The 22,503-nt window shown below is 64.7% G+C and carries 22 protein-coding genes; 11 read left to right on the top strand and 11 right to left on the bottom strand.

Annotated features, from left to right (window positions below):
• Positions 1 to 141: 141 nt before the first annotated feature.
• The gene (locus E8M79_RS05685) at positions 142 to 1,380 is read right to left on the bottom strand and encodes an extracellular solute-binding protein (protein ID WP_137150988.1); all 1,239 of its coding nucleotides are present in this window, start codon (positions 1,378 to 1,380) and stop codon (positions 142 to 144) included.
• A gap of 468 nt (positions 1,381 to 1,848) precedes the next feature.
• On the opposite strand from E8M79_RS05685, the gene E8M79_RS05680 reads away from it, so the two are divergent.
• The 3 genes from E8M79_RS05680 to E8M79_RS05670 all read left to right on the top strand — a co-directional run bounded on the left by E8M79_RS05680 (position 1,849) and on the right by E8M79_RS05670 (position 5,371).
• The gene (locus E8M79_RS05680; RefSeq protein ID WP_248304911.1) at positions 1,849 to 2,931 is read left to right on the top strand and encodes a LacI family DNA-binding transcriptional regulator; all 1,083 of its coding nucleotides are present in this window, start codon (positions 1,849 to 1,851) and stop codon (positions 2,929 to 2,931) included.
• A gap of 10 nt (positions 2,932 to 2,941) precedes the next feature.
• A complete protein-coding gene (locus tag E8M79_RS05675) occupies positions 2,942 to 4,849 on the top strand; it encodes a beta-L-arabinofuranosidase domain-containing protein (protein ID WP_137150986.1) in 1,908 nt (635 codons plus the stop codon).
• A gap of 300 nt (positions 4,850 to 5,149) precedes the next feature.
• Complete coding sequence (locus E8M79_RS05670; RefSeq protein WP_137150985.1) at positions 5,150 to 5,371, top strand: hypothetical protein; 222 nt, start codon at positions 5,150 to 5,152, stop codon at positions 5,369 to 5,371.
• A gap of 93 nt (positions 5,372 to 5,464) precedes the next feature.
• Here E8M79_RS05670 and E8M79_RS05665 read toward each other — a convergent pair whose 3' ends face one another.
• Positions 5,465 to 6,136, bottom strand: a complete 672-nt coding sequence (locus E8M79_RS05665; RefSeq protein WP_248305038.1) for an OmpA family protein — start codon at positions 6,134 to 6,136, stop codon at positions 5,465 to 5,467.
• Between the two features lie 119 nt (positions 6,137 to 6,255).
• Positions 6,256 to 7,026 (bottom strand): SDR family oxidoreductase, encoded by a 771-nt coding sequence (locus E8M79_RS05660; RefSeq protein ID WP_137150983.1) that lies wholly within the window; start codon positions 7,024 to 7,026, stop codon positions 6,256 to 6,258.
• A 161-nt stretch (positions 7,027 to 7,187) separates the two neighbouring features.
• Here E8M79_RS05660 and E8M79_RS05655 point away from each other — a divergent pair, with 161 nt between their 5' ends.
• The 4 genes from E8M79_RS05655 (at position 7,188) to E8M79_RS05640 (ending at position 10,604) form a co-directional block, all read left to right on the top strand.
• Positions 7,188 to 8,198, top strand: a complete 1,011-nt coding sequence (locus E8M79_RS05655; protein WP_137150982.1) for an endonuclease/exonuclease/phosphatase family protein — start codon at positions 7,188 to 7,190, stop codon at positions 8,196 to 8,198.
• Between the two features lie 268 nt (positions 8,199 to 8,466).
• A complete protein-coding gene (gene hemA, locus E8M79_RS05650) occupies positions 8,467 to 9,747 on the top strand; it encodes a 5-aminolevulinate synthase (protein ID WP_137150981.1) in 1,281 nt (426 codons plus the stop codon).
• A 63-nt stretch (positions 9,748 to 9,810) separates the two neighbouring features.
• Entirely contained in the window at positions 9,811 to 10,311 is a 501-nt protein-coding gene (locus E8M79_RS05645; RefSeq protein ID WP_137150980.1) for a flavodoxin family protein, read from the top strand.
• Complete coding sequence (locus tag E8M79_RS05640) at positions 10,311 to 10,604, top strand: DUF4342 domain-containing protein (RefSeq protein WP_248304910.1); 294 nt, start codon at positions 10,311 to 10,313, stop codon at positions 10,602 to 10,604. The genes E8M79_RS05645 and E8M79_RS05640 overlap by 1 nt, the downstream gene beginning before the upstream one ends.
• A 54-nt stretch (positions 10,605 to 10,658) precedes the next feature.
• On the opposite strand, the gene E8M79_RS05635 is transcribed toward E8M79_RS05640, so the two are convergent.
• The 3 genes from E8M79_RS05635 to mscL form a co-directional block, all read right to left on the bottom strand.
• Positions 10,659 to 11,426 carry a hypothetical protein gene (locus E8M79_RS05635; RefSeq protein ID WP_137150978.1) on the bottom strand — a complete coding sequence of 256 codons (768 nt, stop codon included), beginning with the start codon at positions 11,424 to 11,426 and terminating at the stop codon, positions 10,659 to 10,661.
• Between the two features lie 66 nt (positions 11,427 to 11,492).
• Positions 11,493 to 12,128 carry a LuxR C-terminal-related transcriptional regulator gene (locus E8M79_RS05630; protein WP_137150977.1) on the bottom strand — a complete coding sequence of 212 codons (636 nt, stop codon included), beginning with the start codon at positions 12,126 to 12,128 and terminating at the stop codon, positions 11,493 to 11,495.
• Between the two features lie 224 nt (positions 12,129 to 12,352).
• On the bottom strand, positions 12,353 to 12,784 hold the full coding sequence (mscL, locus tag E8M79_RS05625) for a large conductance mechanosensitive channel protein MscL (protein ID WP_137150976.1): 432 nt from the start codon (positions 12,782 to 12,784) through the stop codon (positions 12,353 to 12,355).
• 169 nt (positions 12,785 to 12,953) lie between these two features.
• Between mscL and E8M79_RS05620 the strand changes: the two genes are divergently transcribed.
• On the top strand, positions 12,954 to 14,579 hold the full coding sequence (locus tag E8M79_RS05620) for a PAS-domain containing protein (RefSeq protein WP_171015737.1): 1,626 nt from the start codon (positions 12,954 to 12,956) through the stop codon (positions 14,577 to 14,579).
• Positions 14,580 to 14,676: 97 nt separating this feature from the next.
• Positions 14,677 to 15,024, top strand: coding sequence for a YciI family protein (locus E8M79_RS05615; protein WP_137150974.1), 348 nt, complete (start codon positions 14,677 to 14,679; stop codon positions 15,022 to 15,024).
• Here E8M79_RS05615 and E8M79_RS05610 read toward each other — a convergent pair.
• The 3 genes from E8M79_RS05610 to E8M79_RS05600 are packed head-to-tail and all read right to left on the bottom strand — an operon-like array spanning position 15,021 to position 17,456.
• Positions 15,021 to 16,391 carry an MATE family efflux transporter gene (locus tag E8M79_RS05610; RefSeq protein ID WP_137150973.1) on the bottom strand — a complete coding sequence of 457 codons (1,371 nt, stop codon included), beginning with the start codon at positions 16,389 to 16,391 and terminating at the stop codon, positions 15,021 to 15,023. The two genes, E8M79_RS05615 and E8M79_RS05610, sit on opposite strands and share 4 nt — an antisense overlap.
• A gap of 19 nt (positions 16,392 to 16,410) precedes the next feature.
• On the bottom strand, positions 16,411 to 17,160 hold the full coding sequence (locus E8M79_RS05605; protein ID WP_137150972.1) for a nucleoside/nucleotide kinase family protein: 750 nt from the start codon (positions 17,158 to 17,160) through the stop codon (positions 16,411 to 16,413).
• A complete protein-coding gene (locus E8M79_RS05600) occupies positions 17,160 to 17,456 on the bottom strand; it encodes a DUF6460 domain-containing protein (RefSeq protein WP_137150971.1) in 297 nt (98 codons plus the stop codon). Before E8M79_RS05600 ends, E8M79_RS05605 begins: the two co-directional genes overlap by 1 nt.
• A gap of 140 nt (positions 17,457 to 17,596) precedes the next feature.
• Between E8M79_RS05600 and E8M79_RS05595 the strand changes: the two genes are divergently transcribed.
• Together E8M79_RS05595 and pdeM are read left to right on the top strand one after the other, a co-directional pair.
• Positions 17,597 to 20,080 carry a ligase-associated DNA damage response DEXH box helicase gene (locus E8M79_RS05595; RefSeq protein WP_137150970.1) on the top strand — a complete coding sequence of 828 codons (2,484 nt, stop codon included), beginning with the start codon at positions 17,597 to 17,599 and terminating at the stop codon, positions 20,078 to 20,080.
• Complete coding sequence (gene pdeM / locus E8M79_RS05590; protein ID WP_137150969.1) at positions 20,077 to 20,784, top strand: ligase-associated DNA damage response endonuclease PdeM; 708 nt, start codon at positions 20,077 to 20,079, stop codon at positions 20,782 to 20,784. The genes E8M79_RS05595 and pdeM overlap by 4 nt, the downstream gene beginning before the upstream one ends.
• Positions 20,785 to 20,793: 9 nt before the next feature.
• Here pdeM and E8M79_RS05585 read toward each other — a convergent pair whose 3' ends face one another.
• Entirely contained in the window at positions 20,794 to 21,555 is a 762-nt protein-coding gene (locus E8M79_RS05585) for a TIGR02186 family protein (RefSeq protein ID WP_137150968.1), read from the bottom strand.
• Positions 21,552 to 22,478 carry a sulfite exporter TauE/SafE family protein gene (locus tag E8M79_RS05580; protein ID WP_137150967.1) on the bottom strand — a complete coding sequence of 309 codons (927 nt, stop codon included), beginning with the start codon at positions 22,476 to 22,478 and terminating at the stop codon, positions 21,552 to 21,554. The genes E8M79_RS05585 and E8M79_RS05580 overlap by 4 nt, the downstream gene beginning before the upstream one ends.
• Positions 22,479 to 22,503: the final 25 nt, after the last annotated feature.

Raw genomic sequence — 22,503 nt, 5'->3', positions numbered from 1 at the left:
ACTGGCCGACGCCTCCCCCAATTGGACGAGGCTGGGCGGTGAACTGGCCCATGTGACCGGGCCAGTTCCCGAAGTCCGCCCCATAAGGGGGGACGAGTCAAGCTTGGCGGCAGCGCCCGAGGGCGCTGCGCTGGCGACCCCTTACAGGTAGCCGCCTTCCTTGGCTGCAGTATCATAGGCAGCCTTGACGTCGGCCAGAGCCTGAGCGGCATCTTCCGTGCCAGCCATGTACTCAGCCAGTTCGGCAGACAGGGCCGTGTGCAGCAGGCCCATATAGGGCTGCATCGGGTAGGCGCGAGCGCCGGCATTGGCAGTGGCGATCACGCCGACAGCAGCTGGACCGGGCTCGAAGCCGGCAACCAGCCAGGTGGCAACGGCCGAGTTGGCGGCAACCATTTCGGGGCTGATGCCGTGAACCATGGCCTGGAAGGAGGCGGCGGCGTCTTCGTCCGAAATGTTCTTGGCGATCGTGAAGCCATCCCACCACAGCGCGACAGCCGGAATGGTGCCCCCGCCGATGGTCGGCGCAGCAGCCAGAACCGTGTTGGCCACGACGCCGTCAGCAGCGCCTTCGTCGTCGATGGTGGCACCGGCCAGCGAGCCCCACTCGACCATCATGGCGGTGTTGCCGGCTTCATATTCGGCCTTGATGGAATTGGCATCAAAGGTCAGGTAGTCGGGGTCCATATAGGCGGTCAGGGCGCGCATGGTCTCGAGAACCTTCAGGCCATGCTCATTGTCGATAGCCAGTTCGGCCGTGCCGGGCGCGAAGAACTCTGCACCGGTGCCGAGATAGGCGTTGACGAATTCAGCGGCCAGATCCCAACCGGGCTTAACCGAGGCCGCGACCGGGTATTCCATGGCGCCGGAGTCCTTGATGGCCTTGGCGGCAGCCAGGATGTCCTCATAGGACTTGGGCTCGGCAACGCCGGCGGCGTCCAGAACGTCCTTGCGATAGAACAGGTGCTGCGCATTGCCCATGAAGGCAATCGCCATGATCTTGCCGTCGATCTTGATCAGCTGGTTCGGCTGCAGGGCCTGGCCATACTTGGCAACCAGATCGTCGAGCGGACGGATCAGGTCGTCATTGAGCAGCGGAACGATCGAGTTGTTGGCGACAACGGCGACGCTGTATTCGGCCGGATTGATCGACAGGGCCGGAACCTGCAGGTTCTTGTGCTCGGCGGTGGCATTGGCCGTGACGGTGACGCCATCGGCAGCGCATTCCTCGGCGGTGGTGTTGACCAGGCGCAGGGCCTCGAAGTCATTGGAGAGAATGCGGACGGAACCAGCACCCTCGATGCCGCAGTCTGCAAATGCAGCGCCGGCGGTGAGGCACAGGACCCCAAGCGATACGGTGGTCTTGAACATAAGCTTCATGAAAGTTCTCCTGATGGTGCAGGGCGCGCCCTTGGGCCAGTGCGCCAACCATCCCCTGTTGTCGTTACGCTCCCGCGGCAGGTTCGGGCCTCTTGCTCAACCGCCCGATCCCGCCATTTGTCTTCCGCACGTCACATTTGGTAAGCGGCCTTGCATACGAATGCAATACTCTTTTGCATGCGTATGCAAGACTCGATGCATGATCAGTGTCGGCGACCGGACTGAGACTGGCAGTTGCTGGGAGGCTGAAGCATTCGACGCGGCCGCCTGGTGGCCGGAATGCAGCGCCAGATCGCCCAGCCAAACGTCTTCTTGCATTCATATTTTGCGCCGTCCGCCCCCATTGCCTTCGTCGGCAGGTCATGGCACAAGACGATCAAAGAAAACCTTTTCCGAAATTGTCGCCTGCCCTCCCGATTGAGGATGCGGGCGCCATTCGGAAAAGCTTTTCACAGCGTGGAGGCGGGTTTGGGCAGCGGGGAAGACAGCGGGGTGGGTGCGGATTATCCGCAGCGCGCGACCATTCGCGACGTCGCCGCCCGGGCTGGCGTGTCTATCGGCACGGCCTCCAAGGCGCTCAATGCCAGCGGCAGCCTGCGGCAGGAGACGCGAGACCGGGTGGTCGCCGCCGCCAATGAACTGGGCTTCCGACCCAATGCCATGGCGCAGAGCCTGCATCGCAGCCGCTCCATGACCGTGGGCGTGCTGACCACAGACAGTTTCGGCCGCTTCATCTTTCCCATTCTCGAGGCGCTGGAAGAGACGCTGGCCGGGCATGGCATTGCGATCTTCATGTGCAACGCCACCGATGATCCCGAGCGCGAGCAGCAGCATCTTGACCAATTGCTGGGCAAGCGCATCGATGGCCTTCTGGTCACCGCCCGACGCATGGACCGGCGCCCGGCCATTGCCGTTCCGGGCAAGTCGATGCCGGTGATCTATGTGTTCTCCCAGAGTGATGACCCCGATGCGCTGTGCCTGTTGCCGGATGATCACGGCGGCGCGGTCCTCGCCGTGGAGCATCTGATTGCCACCGGACGGCGGCGCATTGCCCATATTACCGGACCGGCCGAATTCGAGGCCGTGACCCTACGTCACCAGGGCTATGTCGACACCCTGGCGCGGGCCGGGCTGCCGGCCCTGCCAGAGCATTATCTGAACGGCTTGTGGTCCGAGGCCTGGGGCCGCGAGGCCGTGGACCAACTGTTTGCCGATGCCGCCACCGCGCCCGATGCCCTGTTCTGCGGCAATGACCAGATTGCCCGCGGCGCCAGCGACGCACTGCGCGAGCGCGGCCTGACTGTCCCCCAGGACGTGGCCGTGGTCGGCTTTGACAATTGGGATGTCATGGCGCTGGCCGCGCGGCCGCCGCTGAGCAGCGTTGACATGAATCTGCACCGGCTGGGCCGCGCCGCGGGCGAACGGCTGATCGCCATGATCGGTGGCGAACGCATTCGCGGCGTCGAGCGCCTGCCCTGTTCGCTGGTGGTGCGCCCGTCTTCGGCGCCCGCTGGCCACACCGACACAACACAACAAAATCAGAATTCCTGAGGAGGACAAGATGAGCCGTTATGCTCCCGTCAATTTCCCCGACATCAAGTTCGAGGGCCAGTTCTGGCACGAGCGGCTGGAAACGGTGCTGACCCGCACCATTCCGAGCCAGCATCGCAAGCTGGCAGAATATACCATCCTGGATTCTATCAAGCTGCCGCAGCCGCCGCCGCCGCTGCGCTTCCCGCGCCATCCCAATGGCTTTACCGTGCAGGTGTTCTGGGACAGCGACGTAGGCAAGTGGATCGAGGCGGCCAGCTATGCGCTGGCGCATCGCCGCGACGCCGATATCGAGGCCAAGATCGAAGCCATCGTCGATGATTTCGAGAAGGCCCAGGCGCCGGACGGCTATCTCAACTGCTGGTATCTTGGCCGCGAACCGGACAAGCGCTTCACCAATCTGCGCGACAACCACGAGTTCTATAACGCCGGCCATCTGCTGGAGGGCGCCATTGCCTATTTCCAGGTGACCGGCCGTCGGCGCTGGCTGGGCATCATGGAGGGCTATCTCGAGCACATCTATTCCGTCTTCGGCACCGGACCGGGGCAGAAGCGCGGCTATGACGGCCACGAGGAAATCGAGCTCGCCCTGATGAAGCTCTACTATCTCACCGGCGAGAAGAAGCACCTCGACTTTGCGACCTATCTGATCAATGAGCGCGGCCGGCAGCCGCATTACTTCGATCTGGAGCGGCTGGAGCGCGAGGGCGGCGACAGCAAGCAGCCCTATGTGTTTGCCAATTACGAATATTCGCAGAGCCACAAGCCGGTGCGCGAGCAGGACAAGGTGGTCGGCCATGCCGTGCGCGCCATGTATCTCTATACCGCCATGGCTGATCTGGCCGCCGAGATCGAGGATCCGGCCCTCAAGCGCGCCTGCGAAGTGCTTTGGGACGATGTGATGGAGACCAAGATGTATGTGACGGCGGGCCTTGGCCCCTCGGCGCATAACGAGGGCTTCACGCATGATTTCGACCTGCCCAACCAGACCGCCTATGCCGAGACGTGTGCCTCGGTGGCCCTGATCTTTTGGGCGCAGCGCATGCTGCATCTCGATCTTGACGGCAAATATGCCGACATCCTCGAACTGGCCATGTTCAATGGTGCGTTGAGCGGACTCAGCCGTGATGGCGAGCATTACTTCTACGCCAATCCGCTTGAGAGCGACGGCACCCCAACGCGCTGGGACTGGCACACCTGCCCGTGCTGCACCATGAACGTCAGCCGCCTGGTGGCCTCGGTGGGTGGCTATTTCCTCTCGACGGCCAGCGATGGCGTGGCCTTCCACCTCTATGGCGGCATTGCCACCAGCCAGGAGATCGCCGGCACCACGGTGGGTCTGCGCGAAGTGTCGAACTATCCCTGGAGCGGGGATATCGCCATCCATGTCGACCCGGCAGCGCCCACCGCCTTTGACGTCAAGCTGCGCATTCCTGGCTGGTGCCAGGGTGCCAGCGTGACGGTCAATGGCCAGGCTGTGGCGCTCGACGCCGTAGCCAATGGCTATCTCACCATCCACCGCACCTGGCAGGCGGGCGATGTTATCGCCCTCACCTTGCCCATGCCGCCGGTGCGCCTCTATGCGCATCCGGGCGTGATCATGGATTCCGGTCGCATTGCGCTGAAGCGTGGCCCGCTGGTGTATTGCGTGGAAGAGATCGACAATCCGGGCGGTCGCGTGCAGCGGCTCAAGCTGCCGCGCAATGCCGAGCTCAAGGCCGAGACCCGCGCCGACCTCTTCGATGGCGTGGTGACGCTCAAGGCGCAGGCCCTGTCGATCAATGAAGGCGACTGGACCTCGCTCTATCGCACCGCCCCGCCGGCAGACGATGTGGCGACGCTGACCGCGGTGCCCTATTACCTGTGGGCCAATCGCGGCCAGGGCTCGATGATGGTCTGGGTGCCCGAGGTGCAGTAAGCACCGGCCCGTTGATCAACAGCATCATCTGAAGACGTCGAGGGCGCAGCAACTATGCTGTGCCCTCGGATTTTCTTTGACGATCCCATTGCATGTCTCGCACTTGGTCGCGGCGACAACGCCGCCCCCACTGGCGTCCGCAGTTCATCCCAGTTGAAAACGAGCCTGAGCGCGCCAATCACTGTCGCCATGATCTGCTTACTCAGCATTCATCCCTGCCAAGTCTTTTCCGCCTTGGCCGTTTTATGGCCACTACTGCGGCCCAGTATGGCAATACAGGAAAACCGAGGAGGTCTGATCATGGCAACTGCACCCGACAAGCCGGGCCGTACCGAAGCCAGCGTTGATGCGCTCATCGACGAGAATGGCTCGCGCATTGAAGTCCCACCCCAGTCCGAGCTCAAGGTGGCCGGTGAACATGAAGCGAGTGTCGGCGCCACCGGCCCGACCAATTGGTGGCTCTATGGGGTCATTGCCCTGGCGATCATCATCGCCATCCTGCTGTTGATGCAGCTGCTCTAGCCGTCTTCACACCGGCTGTGAGCGCGCAACCAGGCTGCAAAGAAAAACGCGGCCCGATGGGCCGCGTTCTGTTGCTCGTCACGCGCGATACGATCAGCCGCGGCTGATCGGGGCGATCTGGATCTCCACGCGGCGGTTCTGGGCGCGGCCGTCTTCGGTGGCATTGGAGGCGATGGGGGACGTCTCGCCCTTGCCTTCGATGTAGAAGCGGCGCTGATCGATGCCCTGGTTGGCCAGGGTGGTGGCCACGGACACGGCGCGGCGCTGGCTGAGCGCCAGATTGTAGGCGTCGTCGCCCTGGCTGTCGGTGTGGCCATAGACGTCGATGATCGACTTGTCGAACTTCTTGAGCACCAGGGCAACCGACACCAGGGTCGAGTTGAACTGCGGCTGCACCGTCGACTGGTCGGTGGCGAAGGTGATGTTGGAGGGCATGTTGAGGATAATGTTCTGGCCCACGCGGGTCACGGACACGCCGGTGCCCTGCAGCTGCGCGCGCAGCTCGGCTTCCTGCTGGTCCATATAGGCGCCGATGCCGGCGCCGGTCAGGCCGCCAACGCCCGCGCCCACCAGGGCGCCCACGCGCGGATCGCCACCGACAGCCGCACCCACCAGCGCGCCGGCAATGGCGCCGCCGCCCGTACCGATCAGTGCGCCGCCAGCGGTGTTGGAGAGGCGGCTTTCACCGGTATAGGGATCGGTGGTGGTGCACGCGGACAGTGCGAGCGTTGCCGCGAGCGCGACCAAGATCTTCGACTTCATAATCTATCCCCCTGAAGGATTCGGTTGGTGGCCTTGTAGTTGACTACTGAATACGGCAGGACCGTGATCAGGGAAAGGGCCTGAACGCCCGATGAACGGCGCCTGGATGTCCGATCCGGCGATCAGCCGTGCGCCCAGCCGGCATCGACCAGGAAATGCTGGCCGGTGATTTTGGCGCTGTCTTCGGCCGCCAGGAACAGCGCCATGCGCGCGACATCATCGGGATAGACATGCTGGGGCAGCGCCTGGTTGGCGAGGATGCCGCGCATGGATTCCTCGTCCAGCCACAGCTTGAGCTGTCGCTCGGTGATGACCGCGCCGGGGATCAGCGAATTGACACGGATGCCCGAGCTGCCCAGCTCGCCCGCCATGGCGCGCGTCAGGCCATGCACGGCGGCCTTGGCCGTCTCATAGACCGGCAGGGAGGGCGTGCGGATCATCCAGCTGATCGAGCCGGTGTTGATGATGGCGCCACGCCTGGCCTTGATCATGCCCGGAGCAACCGCCTGGATGGCAAAGAAGGCATGCTTGAGGTTGACCGCCATGCGGTCGTCCCAATCCTGGGGCGTCACCTTGGCCCAGTCGTGGCGCTGGTCATGGGCGGCGTTGTTGACCAGCACCAAGGCGTCGCCATGCACCGCCGCCAGATCGGCAATCGCCGCCTGATAGGCGGTGGTATCGGTCAGGTCGCAGGCGATGAAGTGTACCCGATGACCCGCAGCACCGAGATCGCTGGCCAGCGCCGTGCCGGCGGGTGCATCGATATCGACGAAGCCAACCCGCGCGCCCTGTTCGGCAAAATTGCGCACCAGCGCCGCGCCAATGCCCGACGCGCCGCCGGAGATGACTACCGGCACATCATTCAGGCTCGGGTAGCGCGCGTAGTGGCTCATGAAGGTCTCCTGCTGGGGTCGGGATGGGCGGTCAAAAGGACGGGCGGGCAAAGGTGTAGCGCTTCGCCGCTGCGTCCAGCAAGGGCCACCGGCGTCATCGGCAGTTCACGCGCGGACGCTATGGCGAGCGCCGCCCGCCCCTTCCCCGCACTGGAATCGCCATGTCCTTCGACGCTGTCAAACCCGCCCAGCCCACGCTGCTCATTGCCCCCTCGCTCGAGGACCGCGAGGCCCTGCGCGCGCTCGAGCGCACCGAGGCCAATCATCTGGCGGCCATGGCTGGGCTCGCCTGCATGCAGCGCGTCGAAGCGCCGCCGATGGCGCCGCGTGCGCCGCTGGCGTTTCCGCTGACCATTGCGGCCTGGAACCTTGAGCGCTGCTATGCGGTGAGCCCGTCGGCAGCGCTGCTGGCCAGCCAGGGTGTGGATGTGGTGCTGCTTTCGGAAGTGGACAACGGCATGGCGCGCACCGGTCAGCGCCACACCTCGGCCGAGATCGCCACCCAATTGGACATGGGCCATGCCTATGGCGTCGAATTCCTCGAGCTCGACCTGGGCGCGCCCACTGAGCTCGAGTACTGCATCGACGATTTCAACGCCCTGGGCTTTCACGGCAATGCGCTGCTGAGCCGCAGCAATCTGTTCACCCCGGTGCTGATCCGCCTGCCGGACCAGTTGTTCTGGTTCAACACTGAAGTGCAGACCGCCCGGGTCGGCACGCGCTGCGCCATTGCCGCCACGCTGATGACCGAACAGGGTCCGCTGTTCGCCGTCTCGGTGCATCTGGAAAGCCGTGGCGATGGCGCCCATCGCGGTCGGCAGATGGCCATGCTGTTCGATTGCGTCGCGCAGTTGGCCGGCGATATGCCGGTGGTGATCGGCGGCGATCTCAATACGGGTCTCGCTGATGGCGGCAATTTCGACGCCGAGCCGCTGTTTGCCGATGCCGCGCAGCGCGGGTACCGCCGCCACAGCGGGCCGATCGAACAGATGACCACCCGGCCCAGCCGGCTGAGTCGGGGGGCCAAGGGCGCCTATAAGCTCGACTGGCTGCTGACGCGCGGGCTGGAGGTGACCGAAAGCCGCATCGTGGCGGCATTGGCACCCGATGGCGAAGTGTTGTCTGACCATGAGATGGTGGTGGCGCAGATCGCCGGATTTACGGCGCTCTGAAGCAACACAAACGCCGCCCAGGCGCGCGCCTCTCACGCATTTGCGATGGCGCAAAGCGGGTCAGGTGCGCGTTTGCCGCATTGTCTGGTTAACCGCTGCAGTTTAGAATGCCTCTTAACTTGAAGGCCTTGATTGGGGCCGCATTTGGGGTCTGGCGCGGATTGGACGCGGCACGTTGACCTAGGTCAAAGCGCTGCGCTCGGCATTGGGCGAGGCTGGTGTCGAGGGCAGTGTTTTCTGTCCCGGGGACAGACAGAAGGACAGGTCGATGGACTATCGTGGCATTTTCGAAGATGCGGTCGACACGCTGCGTGCCGAGAAGCGCTATCGGGTCTTTGCCGACCTTGAGCGGGTCGCCGGGCAGTTTCCCCGGGCCATCTATCGCGATGACGCCGATAATCAGCGCGAAATCACCATCTGGTGTTCCAATGACTATCTGGGCATGGGCCAGCACCCCAAGGTGATCGGCGCCATGCAGGAGACCGCGGGCAAGCTGGGCGTCGGCTCGGGCGGCACGCGCAATATCTCGGGCACCAACCGTCCGCTGGTGGAGCTCGAACGCTCGTTGGCCGATCTGCACCGCAAGGAAGCGGCGCTGGTGTTTACCTCGGGCTTTGTGTCCAACGAAGCGGCCATTGCCACCATTGCCCGTCTGCTGCCGAACTGCATGATCTTTTCGGACCAGCTCAACCATGCCTCGATGATCCAGGGCGTGCGCCAGTCGGGCATGGAAAAGAAGATCTTCCGTCACAATGACGTGGCGCATCTGCGCGAGCTGCTCGCCCAAGTCGATCGCAAGCGCCCCAAGCTGATCTGCTTTGAGTCGGTCTATTCGATGGATGGCGACGTCGCCCCCATTGCCGAGATCGTGGCCCTCGCCGAGGAATTCGGCGCCCTGACCTATATCGATGAAGTCCATGCCGTGGGCATGTATGGTCCGCGCGGCGGCGGCATTGCCGAGCGCGACGGGCTGATGGACCGCATCGACATCATCGAAGGCACGCTGGCCAAGGGCTTTGGCGTGATGGGCGGCTATATCGCGGCCAACCGCGCCATTGTCGACGCCGTGCGCTCCTATGCCCCCGAGTTCATCTTCACCACCTCTCTGCCGCCGGCGCTGTGCGCTGCCGCCCGGGCCTCGATCGAGCACCTCAAGGGCAATGGCCATGAGCGCATGATGCACCAGCGTCAGGCCCGGCTGACCAAGGCGATCCTGGCCGATGCCGGCCTGCCGGTGATGGAGACCTCGACCCATATCGTGCCGCTGATCGTGGGCGATGCCCGGGCCGTCAAGGCCGCCAGCGACATGCTGCTGGACAAGCACAATATCTATATCCAGCCCATCAACTACCCCACCGTGCCCAAGGGCACCGAGCGGCTGCGCATTACACCGACGCCGCTGCACACCGACGAGATGATCTTTGCCCTGCGCCATGCGCTGGTGAGCGTGTGGACCAGCCTGGAGCTGCCGCGCGAAGCGGCCGAGGCCGCCATCACCGCCAGCAAGCTCACCTCGGGCGATCTGACCCTCCCCAGCCTGGGCGGTTGATCGACATCAAGGCGGACCCGCCCCGGCGGGTCCATGCTCTTCCTGCCAACACAGGAGGGCATCATGTCAGTCTTGATCGTGCACGACAGCATCTATGGCAACACGGCCAGCATCGCCAAGGCCATGGCCGAGGCTCTGCGGCCGGACCATGATGTGCGGCTTGAGGCCGTCAACCCAGGACACATTCCCGACCTTGCCGGCGTTGAGCTGCTGATCGTTGGTTCGCCGACGCGCGGCTTCCGCCCCACCCCGGCCATTCAGGAAATGCTGGAAGCGCTGCCTGACGCCCCCCTGGCGGGCCTGCGCGCGGCCGCCTTTGACACACGGCTTGATCTCGACACCATTCACCCGGCACCGCTGCGCTGGGTGGTGGAAGTGGGCGGCTATGCCGGCCAGACCATCGAGCGCAGGCTGGTGGACCGCGGCTGCACTATCGCCGGTGCCGCAACGGGCTTTCTGGTACTGGGCACCGAAGGGCCGCTCAAGGCCGGCGAGCAGGAACGAGCCGCGGCTTGGGCACAGGGCCTGGTTGCGACGCAAGACGCTATCAAAGGAGCAGCATGATGAACCCGGACGGCAAGCGCAGTTTCACCGAAGAGATCGAGATCGCCGGCCACCAATTGGTGGAGCAGATCAAGTCCCTGATGGCCGAGGGCAATGTGCGCAAATTGCGCATCCATGTGGGCACGGGCGACACGGTGCTGGAAATTCCGCTGACCGCAGGCGCCATTGCTGGCGGCGTGGTGGCTCTCACCGCGCCCTGGCTGGCCGCCATTGCGGCGCTGGCCGCCTTGGCCACCAAGGTGCGCCTCGAAGTCGTGCGCGATGACGACACGCCGGACGATCCGTCCAAGTAAGGCGAGCGACCAGCTTCGTCCCACTGCGCCTGTGCTGACACACAGGCGCTGTTGCTAGACCGATCCAATCACCGCCTGCAGCAGCGCCACCGTATCGGCGGCGCGCGCCTGCGGATCACCATAGGTGCTGGCACCTGCCCCGGTGCCGCGCAGGCGAAGGGCTTCGGCAATGATCGCGCCATGCGCGGGAAACGCCGTCTGACCATAGATGCCGCCTGCGCTTTTGGAGGGCACATGGCCCGTAGTCATGGTGGCATGCACCCGCAGGGCGCCGAGCACGCTCCAATGGATGGCCTCATCGAGCTGACCTTGGTCCAGTTGCGCCTGCTCAAAGCGCAGCAGCCAATTGTGCCAATAGCTCAGGAGGTTCTGGCGGCTATGGGCCATGGCCGCAGTGCGGTCGGCCGCCACCCGTGTGTGGTCCGGCGCCGGCCCGCGCAGCGCGATGCCGCTATCGGCAAGCAGCAGCCAGCTTACCGGATGGCGCTCATCGCCTGATGCCAGCGTAACCCGTCCGTCCCGCGCTGCCGGCCCTGTGCCGCCGGGTGGTTGCGCCAATTCGCCGGGGCGGAGATAGATGCCGTCACAATCGATATGGGGGAAGCGCGCGGCCAGATCGGCGTGCACGCCCATAAGCGCAGCGCTGTCGGCCGCGTCAGAGAGCACGGCAATGAAATCGAGGTCGCTCTGGCCGATGCGATAGTCGCCCAGCGCCACCGAGCCGGTGACATAGAAGGCCTCAAGCTGCCCCGGCAAGGCCTGGTCCAGCGCCGCCATCAGGCTCTGGCAGAGGCTCGCAACCGGATCTGGCAGGCTTTGCATGATCTTGTCCCTCGATCTGCGGCCAAATCGCCCGCCCATCATGGCCTTTGCATGGCCGGCGCCGGCTCAGCCGGTCAGCACGATGCGCATGAGGTCGGCGGTGTTACGCGCCCCCAGCTTTTCCATCACCCGGGCGCGGTGCACCTCGACGGTGCGCGGCGAGATGCCCAGGGCGCGGCCGGCCTCCTTATTGGACTGGCCATTGGTGATCAGCTGCAGCACTTCGCGTTCGCGCGGGGTGAGCTGGGCAAAGCCATAGACCTCGACGCCGCGCCTAGGCGCACCGGTAAAATAGGTCAGCGGATCGGCGCGCAGCGCTTCGAAGATGCCGGCGAGGAAGCTCTCGGTGTCGATGGGCTTGCTGACTACGTCGCTCGCCCCCAGCTTGATGGCCATCACGGCCGCCTCGACCTGCGGATAATCGGCCAGCATGAACACCGGCATGGTGTTGCGCATGGCCTTGATGCGCCGCAGCAGCGCCAGGCCGCTTTCCGCCCCCACCCGCAGGTTGAGCACAATCACATCGGGACGCCGCTGTTCGAGCGCCGCAAGAAACTGTCCGGCATCGAGCGAATAGGCTGTCTGGAAGCCCTCGAGCCGGAACAGGATGCTCAGCGCCTCGCAGGTGGCCAGATCCCCATCCACCACATGGATGCGCCGGTCCCGCAGCAGACTGGATTGGTGGTACATCTCATCGCTCATTTTGCCCCCTGCCCTGGCAATTGCGGTAAATGCTTGCGGCTGAACCAATCTGGAGCAGCCCCGGTAGTTTGCACTAAGTGTTCCTGCCCGCCGATACGGACACTACGTAGGTGTTCACCCCAGCATGGTCGGGTATATTTACTTATTGTGCGCCGTTTATCGGCTTTTATTCCTAGCACATAGGAAAAGAAAAGACCAGCCTGTTGGGCTGGCCTTTCCCTGGATCAGTTGCGGGCCCGCAGGGCGTCACGGATTTCAGTGAGCAGCACCTCTTCCTTGCTCGGCGCCGGCGTGGCGGCCACCGGCTCGGCGGCGGCCTGGCGCTTCATGGAATTGATGCCCTTGACCACCATGAACAGCACGAAGGCGATGATCAGGAACTTGACCACGGCATTGATGAACAGGCCGATGTTGAGCGTGGCGATACCGGCATCCTTGGCGGCGGCCAGCGAGGCCACCGGCAGGTTGTCCGGGTTGGACAGCACGATGAACAGGTTGGAAAAGTCGATGCCGCCGATGATCAGGCCGATGATGGGCATGAAGATGTCGTCCACCACGGACGAGACAATGGCGCCGAAGGCCGCGCCGATGATCACACCGATGGCGAGATCAATCATATTGCCCTTGATGGCGAAGTCCCGGAATTCTTTGAACATTTTTGCCCCTTCTTGGTTGTCTCCGCCTGTGGCGGCTCCACATGCTTCCCAGTGGAAGTTAATCATCGACCAGGGTTCGAGCGAAATCAATGGCCGAATGGCTGACTTGCTTCGCCCTGGCGGCAGGCCGATATTGAGGCGGCCAGCCCGAAAAGGTGCCTCTCCGCCCATGCCGCCGCAACCATCCCATAGCGATGACCTGACCAGCCTGCGCCAGGCGCTGGACCATATTCCGCAAGGCATTGCCGTGTTCGATGCGGGCTTGCGCCTGGTCACTGCCAACCAGCGCTATGCCAGCCTGCTCGAACTGCCGGAGGGCATGGGTGCGCCGGGCACGCCGCTGTTTGACATTGCGCTGCATCTCGGCCAGCGCGGCGATCTGGGTGCTGGCGACCCTGCGCGGCTGGCGCTGGAGCGAATCAGTCAGCTGACCGGTGCCCCGCTGACGGTGACCCAACGCCCACGCCATGGCGGGCAGACACTGGAGTTCCATTCAAGCCGCCTGCCCGATGGCGGGCTGGTGGTGAGCCTTAGCGACGTCACTGCACGGGTAGAGGCGGAACGGGCGCTGGAGCTGGCCAACCATTCGCTCGAAGGCCGGGTGGCGCAGCGCACGGCCGACCTCACCCGGGTCAATACCGAGCTCGAAAGCGCGCGCGCCAAGGCCGATGCAGCCAACCATGACAAGACGCGGTTCCTCGCCGCAGCCAGCCACGATCTGTTGCAGCCGCTCAACGCGGCGCGGCTCTACACGTCCACGCTCATCGAGCGGGCCAAGCTCACGGGCCTTGCGGACCTCGCCAATTCCATCGAGGCCTCGCTCACCGCCGTTGAGGACATCATGAGCGCCCTGCTCGACATCTCGCGCATCGACAGCGGGGCCCTCAAGGCGGCGCCGGCCCCGGTCGCGGCGCGGGACTTGCTCAAGAAAATCGAGGTGGAGTTCGGCCCACTGGCGCGCGAACGCAATATCTCGCTGCGCATTGTGGCCACCAAGGCGACCGTGCAGGTCGATCGGAGCCTGGTCGGTCGCATCGTGCAGAACCTGGTCTCCAATGCGATCAAATACACCACTCCGGGCGGCAAGGTGCTGGTCGGGCTACGGCGGCGCGGCAACCGCATGCGGCTCGACGTCATCGACACGGGCATTGGCTTCAACAAGGATCAGCATCGCCTGCTGTTCGCTGAATTCTCTCGCCTCGAGCGCGGGGCGCGCATGGCCCAGGGCCTGGGCCTGGGCCTCTCGATCGTGCAGCGTCTCGTCACCGCGCTGGGCCTGACGCTGGAGCTGGACAGTATGGAAGGCCGCGGATCGCGGTTTTCGCTGTTCCTGCCCGCCACGCGAACATTGGCCGCGCCCAGCGCCGGCATTGCCCCGGTGGACGTCAATTTCGGCACCATGGGCCTCAAGATCTTGTGCGTCGACAATGAGCGCAGCATCACCGAAGCCATGGAGGGCCTGTTGACCCATTGGGGATGCGACGTGCGCAGCGCCCTTTCCCTCAAGCAGATCGACCGCGAGCGCCTATTGGAGGGCTGGTATCCCGATCTGGTGCTGATGGATTATCACCTCGACCAGACCTCGGGGCTGGATGCCATCGAGTGGCTGCGGCACAATCTGGGCGGGCATCTGCCGGCGGCGCTGGTGACGGCCGACCGCAGCCCCGCCGTCCGCGCGCTGGCTGAAGAGCGCGGCATTGCTGTGGTGACCAAGCCGGTGAAGCCCGCGGCCCTGCGCGCTGCGATCAGTGGCCTCGCCAATCAGGGCCGCAGCCCCATCAAGCGCGTGGTCTAGTCCGCGGGATTTTTTCGTCACCGCGTTTGGAATAGTCGAATCCGCTCCGCGTCGTTCGACCAGTTGCGCAATCCCTGCACCTGGAAGGACCCAAGCCATGAGATTTCTCTGCCTCGTCTGTTTTGACGGCGCCATCATCGACACGCTGCCGCCCGGCGAATGGGCGCAACTGGGCAGGGATTCCGCCGCCTATGACGTTGAGCTGCAACGCCGGGGCAATTATATCGCCGCCGAGGCGCTGTTGTCGACCGACACCGCCCGCACCGTGCAGATGCGCAATGGGGTGGTGAGCGTGGCCGACGGCCCCGTCGCCGCGCTCAGCGAACCCATTGCCGGCTTCATCCTGATCGAAGCGGCCGACATGGCCGAAGCGCTTGAGATCGGCGCGCATATTCCGCTGGCCCGGATCGGCAGCGTCGAGGTGCGGCCGGTGATGACCTTCTAGACGCCGGCTTGCGCCGGGGCCGGGCCGAACAGCCCGGCCTTGCGCCGCTCCAGCGCCCAGAAATAGATGCCGCCTCGGGCGATGAACCAGCTGTGCATGGCCAGCCACAGGCCCCAATTGCCCAGGAGCGGCTGCAGTGCCAGGGCCACCGCCAGGAACACCAGCAGCGAGGCCACCATGCCATTGCGCATGGTGGTGTTGAGCGTGGTGCCGATCAGAATGCCGTCATAGATAAAGGCCGGCATGAAGGTGACCGTGCAGAGCGCGGCGACCGGGAGATAGGTCAGCGCATAGGCCTGCACCTCGGCATTGGTGGTCAAGAGCCCGATCAGCAGCGGGCCACTCAGATACCAGGCGAGGCCCAGCGAGAGGGTGAGGATCAGCCCCCAGACAAAACTCAACCGATAGGCCTGATCGAAAGCCGGCCGCCAATTGGCCCCCACCGCCTTGCCGGTGAGTTGTTCGGCCGCCTGGGCAATGCCATCGAGAAAGAAGGCCACCAGCATGAGCAGGTTGAGCAGCACGGCATTGGCCGAGAGGGCCACTTCGCCCATGCGCGCGCCCTGGGCGGCAAACCAGGCATAAGCGCCCATCAGCGCCATGGAGCGGATCATCAGATCGCGGCTGAGGCCGAACATGCGCTTGAGCGCCAGCGGATCGGCCAGTTCGCCCGGCGCGATGCGGCGGACAATGGCGCCGACCCCGCCATAGTGGCGCGCCAGCAGCGCGAGACCCGCCGTTGCCGCAATGATCTGCCCGAGCACGGTGCCCGCTGCGGCGCCGGCAACGCCCCAGCCCAGGCCATAGACGAAGCCAATGCTGGCCACGATGTTGACGCCATGCAGCAGCAGTTGCAGCAGCATGCCGGTGCGGGCAGAGGCGCGGCCATAGAACCAGCCGAGCAGCGCATAATTGATCAGCGAAAACGGCGCGGCCCAGATGCGCATGTGGAAGTAATCGGCCAACGCCGCGCCGGCGCCGCCCTGTGGCGCCAGCAGCAGTGTCGCCAGCGCCAGCATGGGGCCGCCCAGCGCAATCATGACGAGGCCAATGGCCACGCCCAGCACAATGGCGCGCGCCACATGCAGCAGGCCATCGCGCGGGTCACGGGCGCCCACGGATTGCGCCACCAGCCCCGCCGTGCCGATGCGCAGGAAATAGGCCATGGAAAAGATGATGTCGAAGACCAGCGCGCCCAGCACCAGCCCGCCGAGCAGGCCGGCATCGCCCAGGCGCCCGACCACGGTGATATCGACCATGCCCACCATGGGCTCGGTGATGAAAGCGACCGAGGCGGGCAGCGCTATTTTCCACACATCGGCATGGCGCACGTCAAAGGGGTGCTGGGGACGCGCGGGAGATGTCATGGATCGGCCTGGGTGGGAATCAGTGGTCAGTGATGAGCGAGATCACCACATCTGCACGATCCTGTGACAGGCAGACCAGATCATAATTGGGCAGGTCATTGCGCGCGACATGGGCGCGGTTACGTTCCTCGGTGAAGAGGCCCTCTTCGGCGTGCCGCTTGAGCAGGCGCTGTTCCACCAGATCGCGCGGCACATCGAGGAACACGGCATAGTCGAGCAGCGGGCGCACGCCGGCCCAGGGGCCCTCGGTCAGCAGCAGGTAATTGCCCTCGACCACCAGCACGCGCACATCGGCGGGCACGGTAAAGGCATTGTCGACGACGTCCTCGATCTTGCGCGAGTAGCCCGGGCCGCTCACCGCCGTGGTGGCAGTCTTGAGGTGATGGAGGAAGTTGACGAATTCGGCGCCCTCAAAAGTATGCGGCGCGCCTTTGTAGTCCACCTGCCCCATGGCCTCGAGCTTGGCGTGGCGGATGTGAAAGCCATCCATGGGCACCAGTTGCGCACTGCCCGGATGGGTGGCGTTGAGCAGGGTCACCAGTTCGGCGGCAAGGGTGGATTTGCCCGTGCCGGGGCCACCGGCGAGGCCGATGACGATGCGGCCATTGCCCACCTCATGTCCCCGCCCTGCGGCATGGGCCTGGCTTTCCATCTCGAGGATATGCGGCACCAGCCGCGACAGGGCCTGTTGCGGCGTGAGCCGAAGATGCAGGGGCGGCGACAGCGGAGGGCGCTGCGCGGCCGACAGCGGAAGACGCTGCGGCGACATTATCGGGCCTTCGCCAGTCGGATGACCAGCCAGATGGGCACCACCAGCACGGCGCCGGTGACGATATAGGCGCCCAGGCTGCGGAACACGCCGAAGCCATCGCGCATGGCGTCGCGCACCAGATCGACCGCGCCACGGATAATGTCCTGCGGATCAACGCCAAACAGGCTCATCAGAAAGCCCACCACCAGCGAGAGCAGCACCAGGCGGACGACAACGCCCCCGGGGCTGCCGCCAAAGAAGCGCTCCAGCGCCGAGCGGCGCGGCGGGGTCTGACTGGGATAGGGATCGCTCATGGATATGGTCCGCCGCCCTGTTGTGAGGTGTGACCATCATATAGAGTCAAATGTGATTTCATGAAGGTGTGTGTTGGCAAGTTTGTGGACGTTCCCCCACTCCCGTCCGGCCGCCCCCGCAAAGGGGAAGCGGTGACGCCGTGACCACGACCCTGCCTCCCGTCATCACCGACTGGTTTGCGCGCAAGGGCTGGTTCCCGCGGCAGCATCAGCTTGATGTGCTGGCCAGTTGGCAGGCGGGCGCCTCGGCGCTGCTGATCGCCCCCACCGGTGCCGGCAAGACGCTGGCGGGGTTCCTGCCCACGCTGGTCGATTTGGCCGACGGCAGCCATGAAGGGCTGCACACGCTCTATATTTCCCCGCTCAAGGCGCTGGCGGTGGACGTGCAGCGCAATCTCAATACGCCCATCCTGGAGATGGGCCTCAAGATCAGTGCCGAGACGCGCACCGGCGATACGCCGGCCAGCAAGCGCGCCCGGCAGCGTGCCAAGCCGCCGCATATTCTGCTGACCACGCCGGAACAGTTGTGCCTGCTGATCAGCCATCCGCATGCCGAGCTGTTCTTTGGTTCGCTCAAGCGCATCGTGCTGGACGAGTTGCATGCGCTGGTCACCTCCAAGCGCGGCGAGCTGCTGTCGCTGGCCATTGCGCGCATTGCCCGGCTGGCGCCCAATCTGCAGATCACGGCGCTCAGCGCCACGGTGGCTCGGCCGGACCTGTTGGCTGAGTGGATCGCTGCGCCTTTGCCGCAGCGCGCAACGCAGCTTCTGACCGCTTCGGGCGGCGCGCCGCCGGTGCTGAGCATTCTTGACAGCAGCGAGCGCGTGCCCTGGGCCGGCCATTCGGCCAATTATGCGCATCGTGACCTCTACGAGGCCATCAAGCAGCACCGCACGACGCTGCTGTTCGTCAACACGCGCAGCCAGGCCGAAATGCTGTTCCAGGGCCTGTGGTCCATCAATGACGACATGCTGCCCATCGCGCTGCACCACGGTTCGCTCTCGGTCGAGCAGCGCCGCAAGGTGGAGAGCGCCATGGTGGCGGGCGCGCTCAAGGCCGTGGTCTGTACCTCGACGCTCGACCTGGGCATCGACTGGGGCGATGTGGACCTCGTGGTGCAGGTCGGCGCGCCCAAGGGCAGTTCGCGCATGCTGCAACGCATCGGCCGTGCCAATCACCGGCTCGATGAACCCTCGAAAGCCATGCTGGTGCCCTCCAACCGTTTCGAGGTGCTCGAATGCGAGGCGGCGCTGGAGGCCGTCGCCGAGAACCATCAGGACAGCGAAGATCCGGTCAGCGGCGGCTATGACGTTTTGGCCCAGCATGTGCTCGGCATGGCCTGTGCTGCGCCCTTTGCTGCCGACGATCTCTATGACGAAATCCGCCATGCCTGGCCCTATCGCGATCTGCCGCGCAGCCAGTTCGACCGCGTGCTTGAGTTCGTCGCCACCGGCGGCTATGCCCTTAAGGCCTATGAGCGCTATGCCAAGCTCAAGCGCACCGAGGACGGGCTGTGGCGGGTGACCAATCCGCAGGTGGTGCAACAATACCGGCTCAACATCGGCACCATTATCGAAGAGCCCATGGTCCGCGTGCGGCTGATCCGCCCGCGCGGGCTCAACAAGGGCCAGTCGCAAAGCCCGGTCGGCGCCGGTGGTCGCGTGCTGGGCGAAATGGAGGAATATTTCTTCGGCACGCTCTTGCTGGGCGACACCTTCATGTTCGGCGGCGAGATCGTCGCCTTCGAGGGCATGCGCGACAACGAGGCCTTCGTGAGCCGCGCGCAGTCCAACAATCCCAAGATCCCCAGCTACATGGGCGGCAAGTTCCCGCTCTCGACCTATCTGGCCGAGCGGGTGCGCCGCATCATGGACACGCCCGAGGACTGGCATAAGCTGCCCGATCAGGTCAGCGACTGGCTGCGGCTGCAAGCCGAGGTGTCGCTGGTGCCGCAGCGCGAAAGCCTCCTCGTCGAGACCTTTCCGCGCGGCACGCTGAATTATCTGGTCTGCTATCCCTTTGAGGGCCGGCTGGCGCATCAGACCCTGGGCATGCTGCTCACCCGCAGGCTGGAGCGCGCCCGCGCCCGGCCGCTGGGCTTTGTCGCCACCGAATATGCCCTGGCCATCTGGGGGCTGGGCGATCTCTCGGCGCTGATCAAGACCGGCCGGCTGTCGCTCGACGAGCTGTTTTCCCAGGACATGCTGGGCGATGACCTCGAAGCCTGGCTCGATGAATCGGCGCTGATGAAGCGCACCTTCCGCAACTGCGCCATCATTGCGGGCCTGATCGAACGTCGCCATCCCGGCAGGGAGAAATCGGGCCGCCAGATCACCATGAGCAGCGACCTCATCTATGACGTGCTCTACCAGCACGAGCCCGACCACATCCTGATCCAGGCGACGCGCCGCGACGCCGCACGCGGGTTGCTCGACATCGCCCGGCTCGGCGACATGCTGGCGCGCATCCGCAACCACATCGTGCACCGGCCCCTGGCCCGCATCTCGCCGCTCGCGGTGCCGCTGATGCTCGACATCGGCAAGGTGCCCATTTTCGGCGAAGCCCGCGAATCGGCTATGGCTGAGGCAGCAGACGAGATGATGCGGGAAGCTTTGGGCGGGTGAGCCAGGTTCAGGTACAGGCCAGCGAGACGGAGACGCCGATCGTGCGCTTTGCCGGACAGATCTTTGAGCCGCTGCCCTCGGGCGGGCTCTATTGGCATGCGCAGGACACGCTGCTGGTCGCCGATCTGCATTTCGAGAAAATGGCCAGCTTTGCCCGGCGCGGCCAGATGCTGCCGCCCTATGATACCGCCATGACGCTGTCGCGGCTGGAGGGCGATCTGCGCCGCACCGGGGCGCGCCGCCTGATTGCGCTGGGCGACAGTTTCCACCGCGCCGATTCCAGCCGGCTGGTCACCCCAGCCGACCGCGCGCGGCTCGATACCATTACCGCGATGGTCGACTGCGTCTGGCTCACCGGCAATCACGATCCGGCGCCGCATGACATGGGCGGCACCAGCCAGCCCGAGCTCACGATCGGCGATATCACCCTGACTCACGAGCCGCGCCGCGGCGCCAAGGGGCTGATCTGCGGGCATCTGCACCCGGCCGCCCATATCGAGATGGATGGCCGCTCGGTGCGCCGGCCGTGCTTTGTGCATGACAATCGGCTGATGATCCTGCCGGCCTATGGCGCCTCAACCGGTTCAATCAACATCCTGTCGCCGGCCTTCGCCGGGCTGTTGCACCTGCCGTCGCTGGAAGTGACCATGCTGGGCAAGGACCGCACCTATCCGGTCAGCCCCCGGCGGCTTGTGCTGTCGTAAAGGTCGCCCCTAGCGGCGGAAGACCACGCCGCCCAGCCAGCCGGTAAACAGCGCCAGCAGCACGCAGACCAGGCCATAGAGCAGCGGCTGCTGCACGGCCGAGAGCGCCAGAAAGCGCTCAAAGCCGATCTTGCGCACCGAGAAGCCCTCGGACTTGCGGGCAATGATGGCACCATCCTTGAAGACATAGGTCTGGGCCAGATAGGCGCCCGGCGGAGCGTTGCTGGGCAGGGTCAGCCGCGCGGAGTAGAAATTGTCCGAGAGGAAATTGACGCCGTTTTCCTGCACGCCGAACAGGCCTTCCTCGGTCATCAGGCGCACCAATTCGCGGCCGAACACGGCAGACTTCCACAAGTCGACCGTATTGGCGGCCAGGGTATGGGCCTCGGGCAGGATGGCATTGGTGGTGAGCGTGGTAATGTCGCTGATGTCGGTCAGCCGGGCGCTCGAGAGTACATGGAAGTAGCTCGGGAAATTCTGGAACTGCACCTGATCGGTGTTGAGCCAGACGCCGAAATTATGGGTCTTCTCACGCGCCACGCGGACCTGGGTCGGGCCGATGATGGTGATCACCACCTGGAAAGGGCCGGTGACGAATTTCTCGGTAGCGCCAGCGTCGGGGGCGATGGAGCCGAAAAAGGTCATGCGCTCGCCGTCAAAGCTCGAGGTGATTTCCACCGAGTCATTGGACAGCTGCGACACGAGCCGTTCGGCCTGGGCGGGCAGTACCAGGGCCAGGAGAGCCAGCGCAAGGACCCAGAGCCGCATCATTGCCGGATCCCCTGCACCGCCATGGAGAACACGTCCGATGGCGTGATAATCAGCGAGAGGCCGAAGCGGATGGCGACGGCCAGCACCAGCAGGGCCAATAGGCCGCGCAGCTGTTCGCCGCGCAGATATTTGCCAGCCGAGGCCCCGAACTGGGCGCCGACGGTGCCTCCCACCATCAGACAGAAGGCAAGCAGAATGTCCACGCTCTGACTCTGCACGGCATGCAGCATTGTGGTCACCGCCATCATGGCCACGACCTGGGCCAGCGAGGTACCGATGACCATGCTGCCGGGCACGCGCAGCAGATAGACCAGCGCCGGCACCATGATGAAACCACCACCGATGCCCAGGAGCGACCCGACAAAGCCGATGAACAGACCGATGACCAGGACGGGCAGCACGCTGATATAGAGGCGCGATTTCTTGAAACGCACCCGCATCGGCAGGCCGTGGATCCAGTTGTGCTGGTTGGGCAGGCGCTCGCGCACCACCACGCCCTTGCGGGCCTTGAGCATGGCCCGCGAGGATTCGATGAGCATCAAGACGCCCACCGAGCCGAGCAGCACCAAAAAGCCCACGGAAATGACGAGATCGAGCTGGCCGGCCTCGCGCAGCACGGCAAAGACCGCAACGCCGGCGACCGCTCCCAGAATGCCCGAGAGCACCAGATACATGGCCAGATGCAGATCCACGCCGCCGCGTCGATAGTGACTGAGCGCGCCGGAGGTCGAGGCGGCCACGACCTGGCCGGTGACCGAAGCAACGGCCACGGAAGCCGGCACGCCAGAAAAGATCAGCAGGGGAGTCAGCAGAAAGCCGCCGCCGACGCCGAACAGGCCCGACAGGAATCCGACTGCCCCTCCGATTCCCACGAGAAAGAAGAGGTTCACGGAAAGCTCGGCGATCGGCAGATAGATCTGCAAGACCAGAAATCCGTTCGAAACTAAG

It is taken from the genome of Devosia sp. FKR38, from assembly GCF_005222805.1.
Lineage (GTDB): Bacteria > Pseudomonadota > Alphaproteobacteria > Rhizobiales > Devosiaceae > Devosia.
The sequence above is the reverse complement of the archived record's forward strand: the minus strand, read 5'-3'. Positions and strand labels throughout refer to the sequence as shown.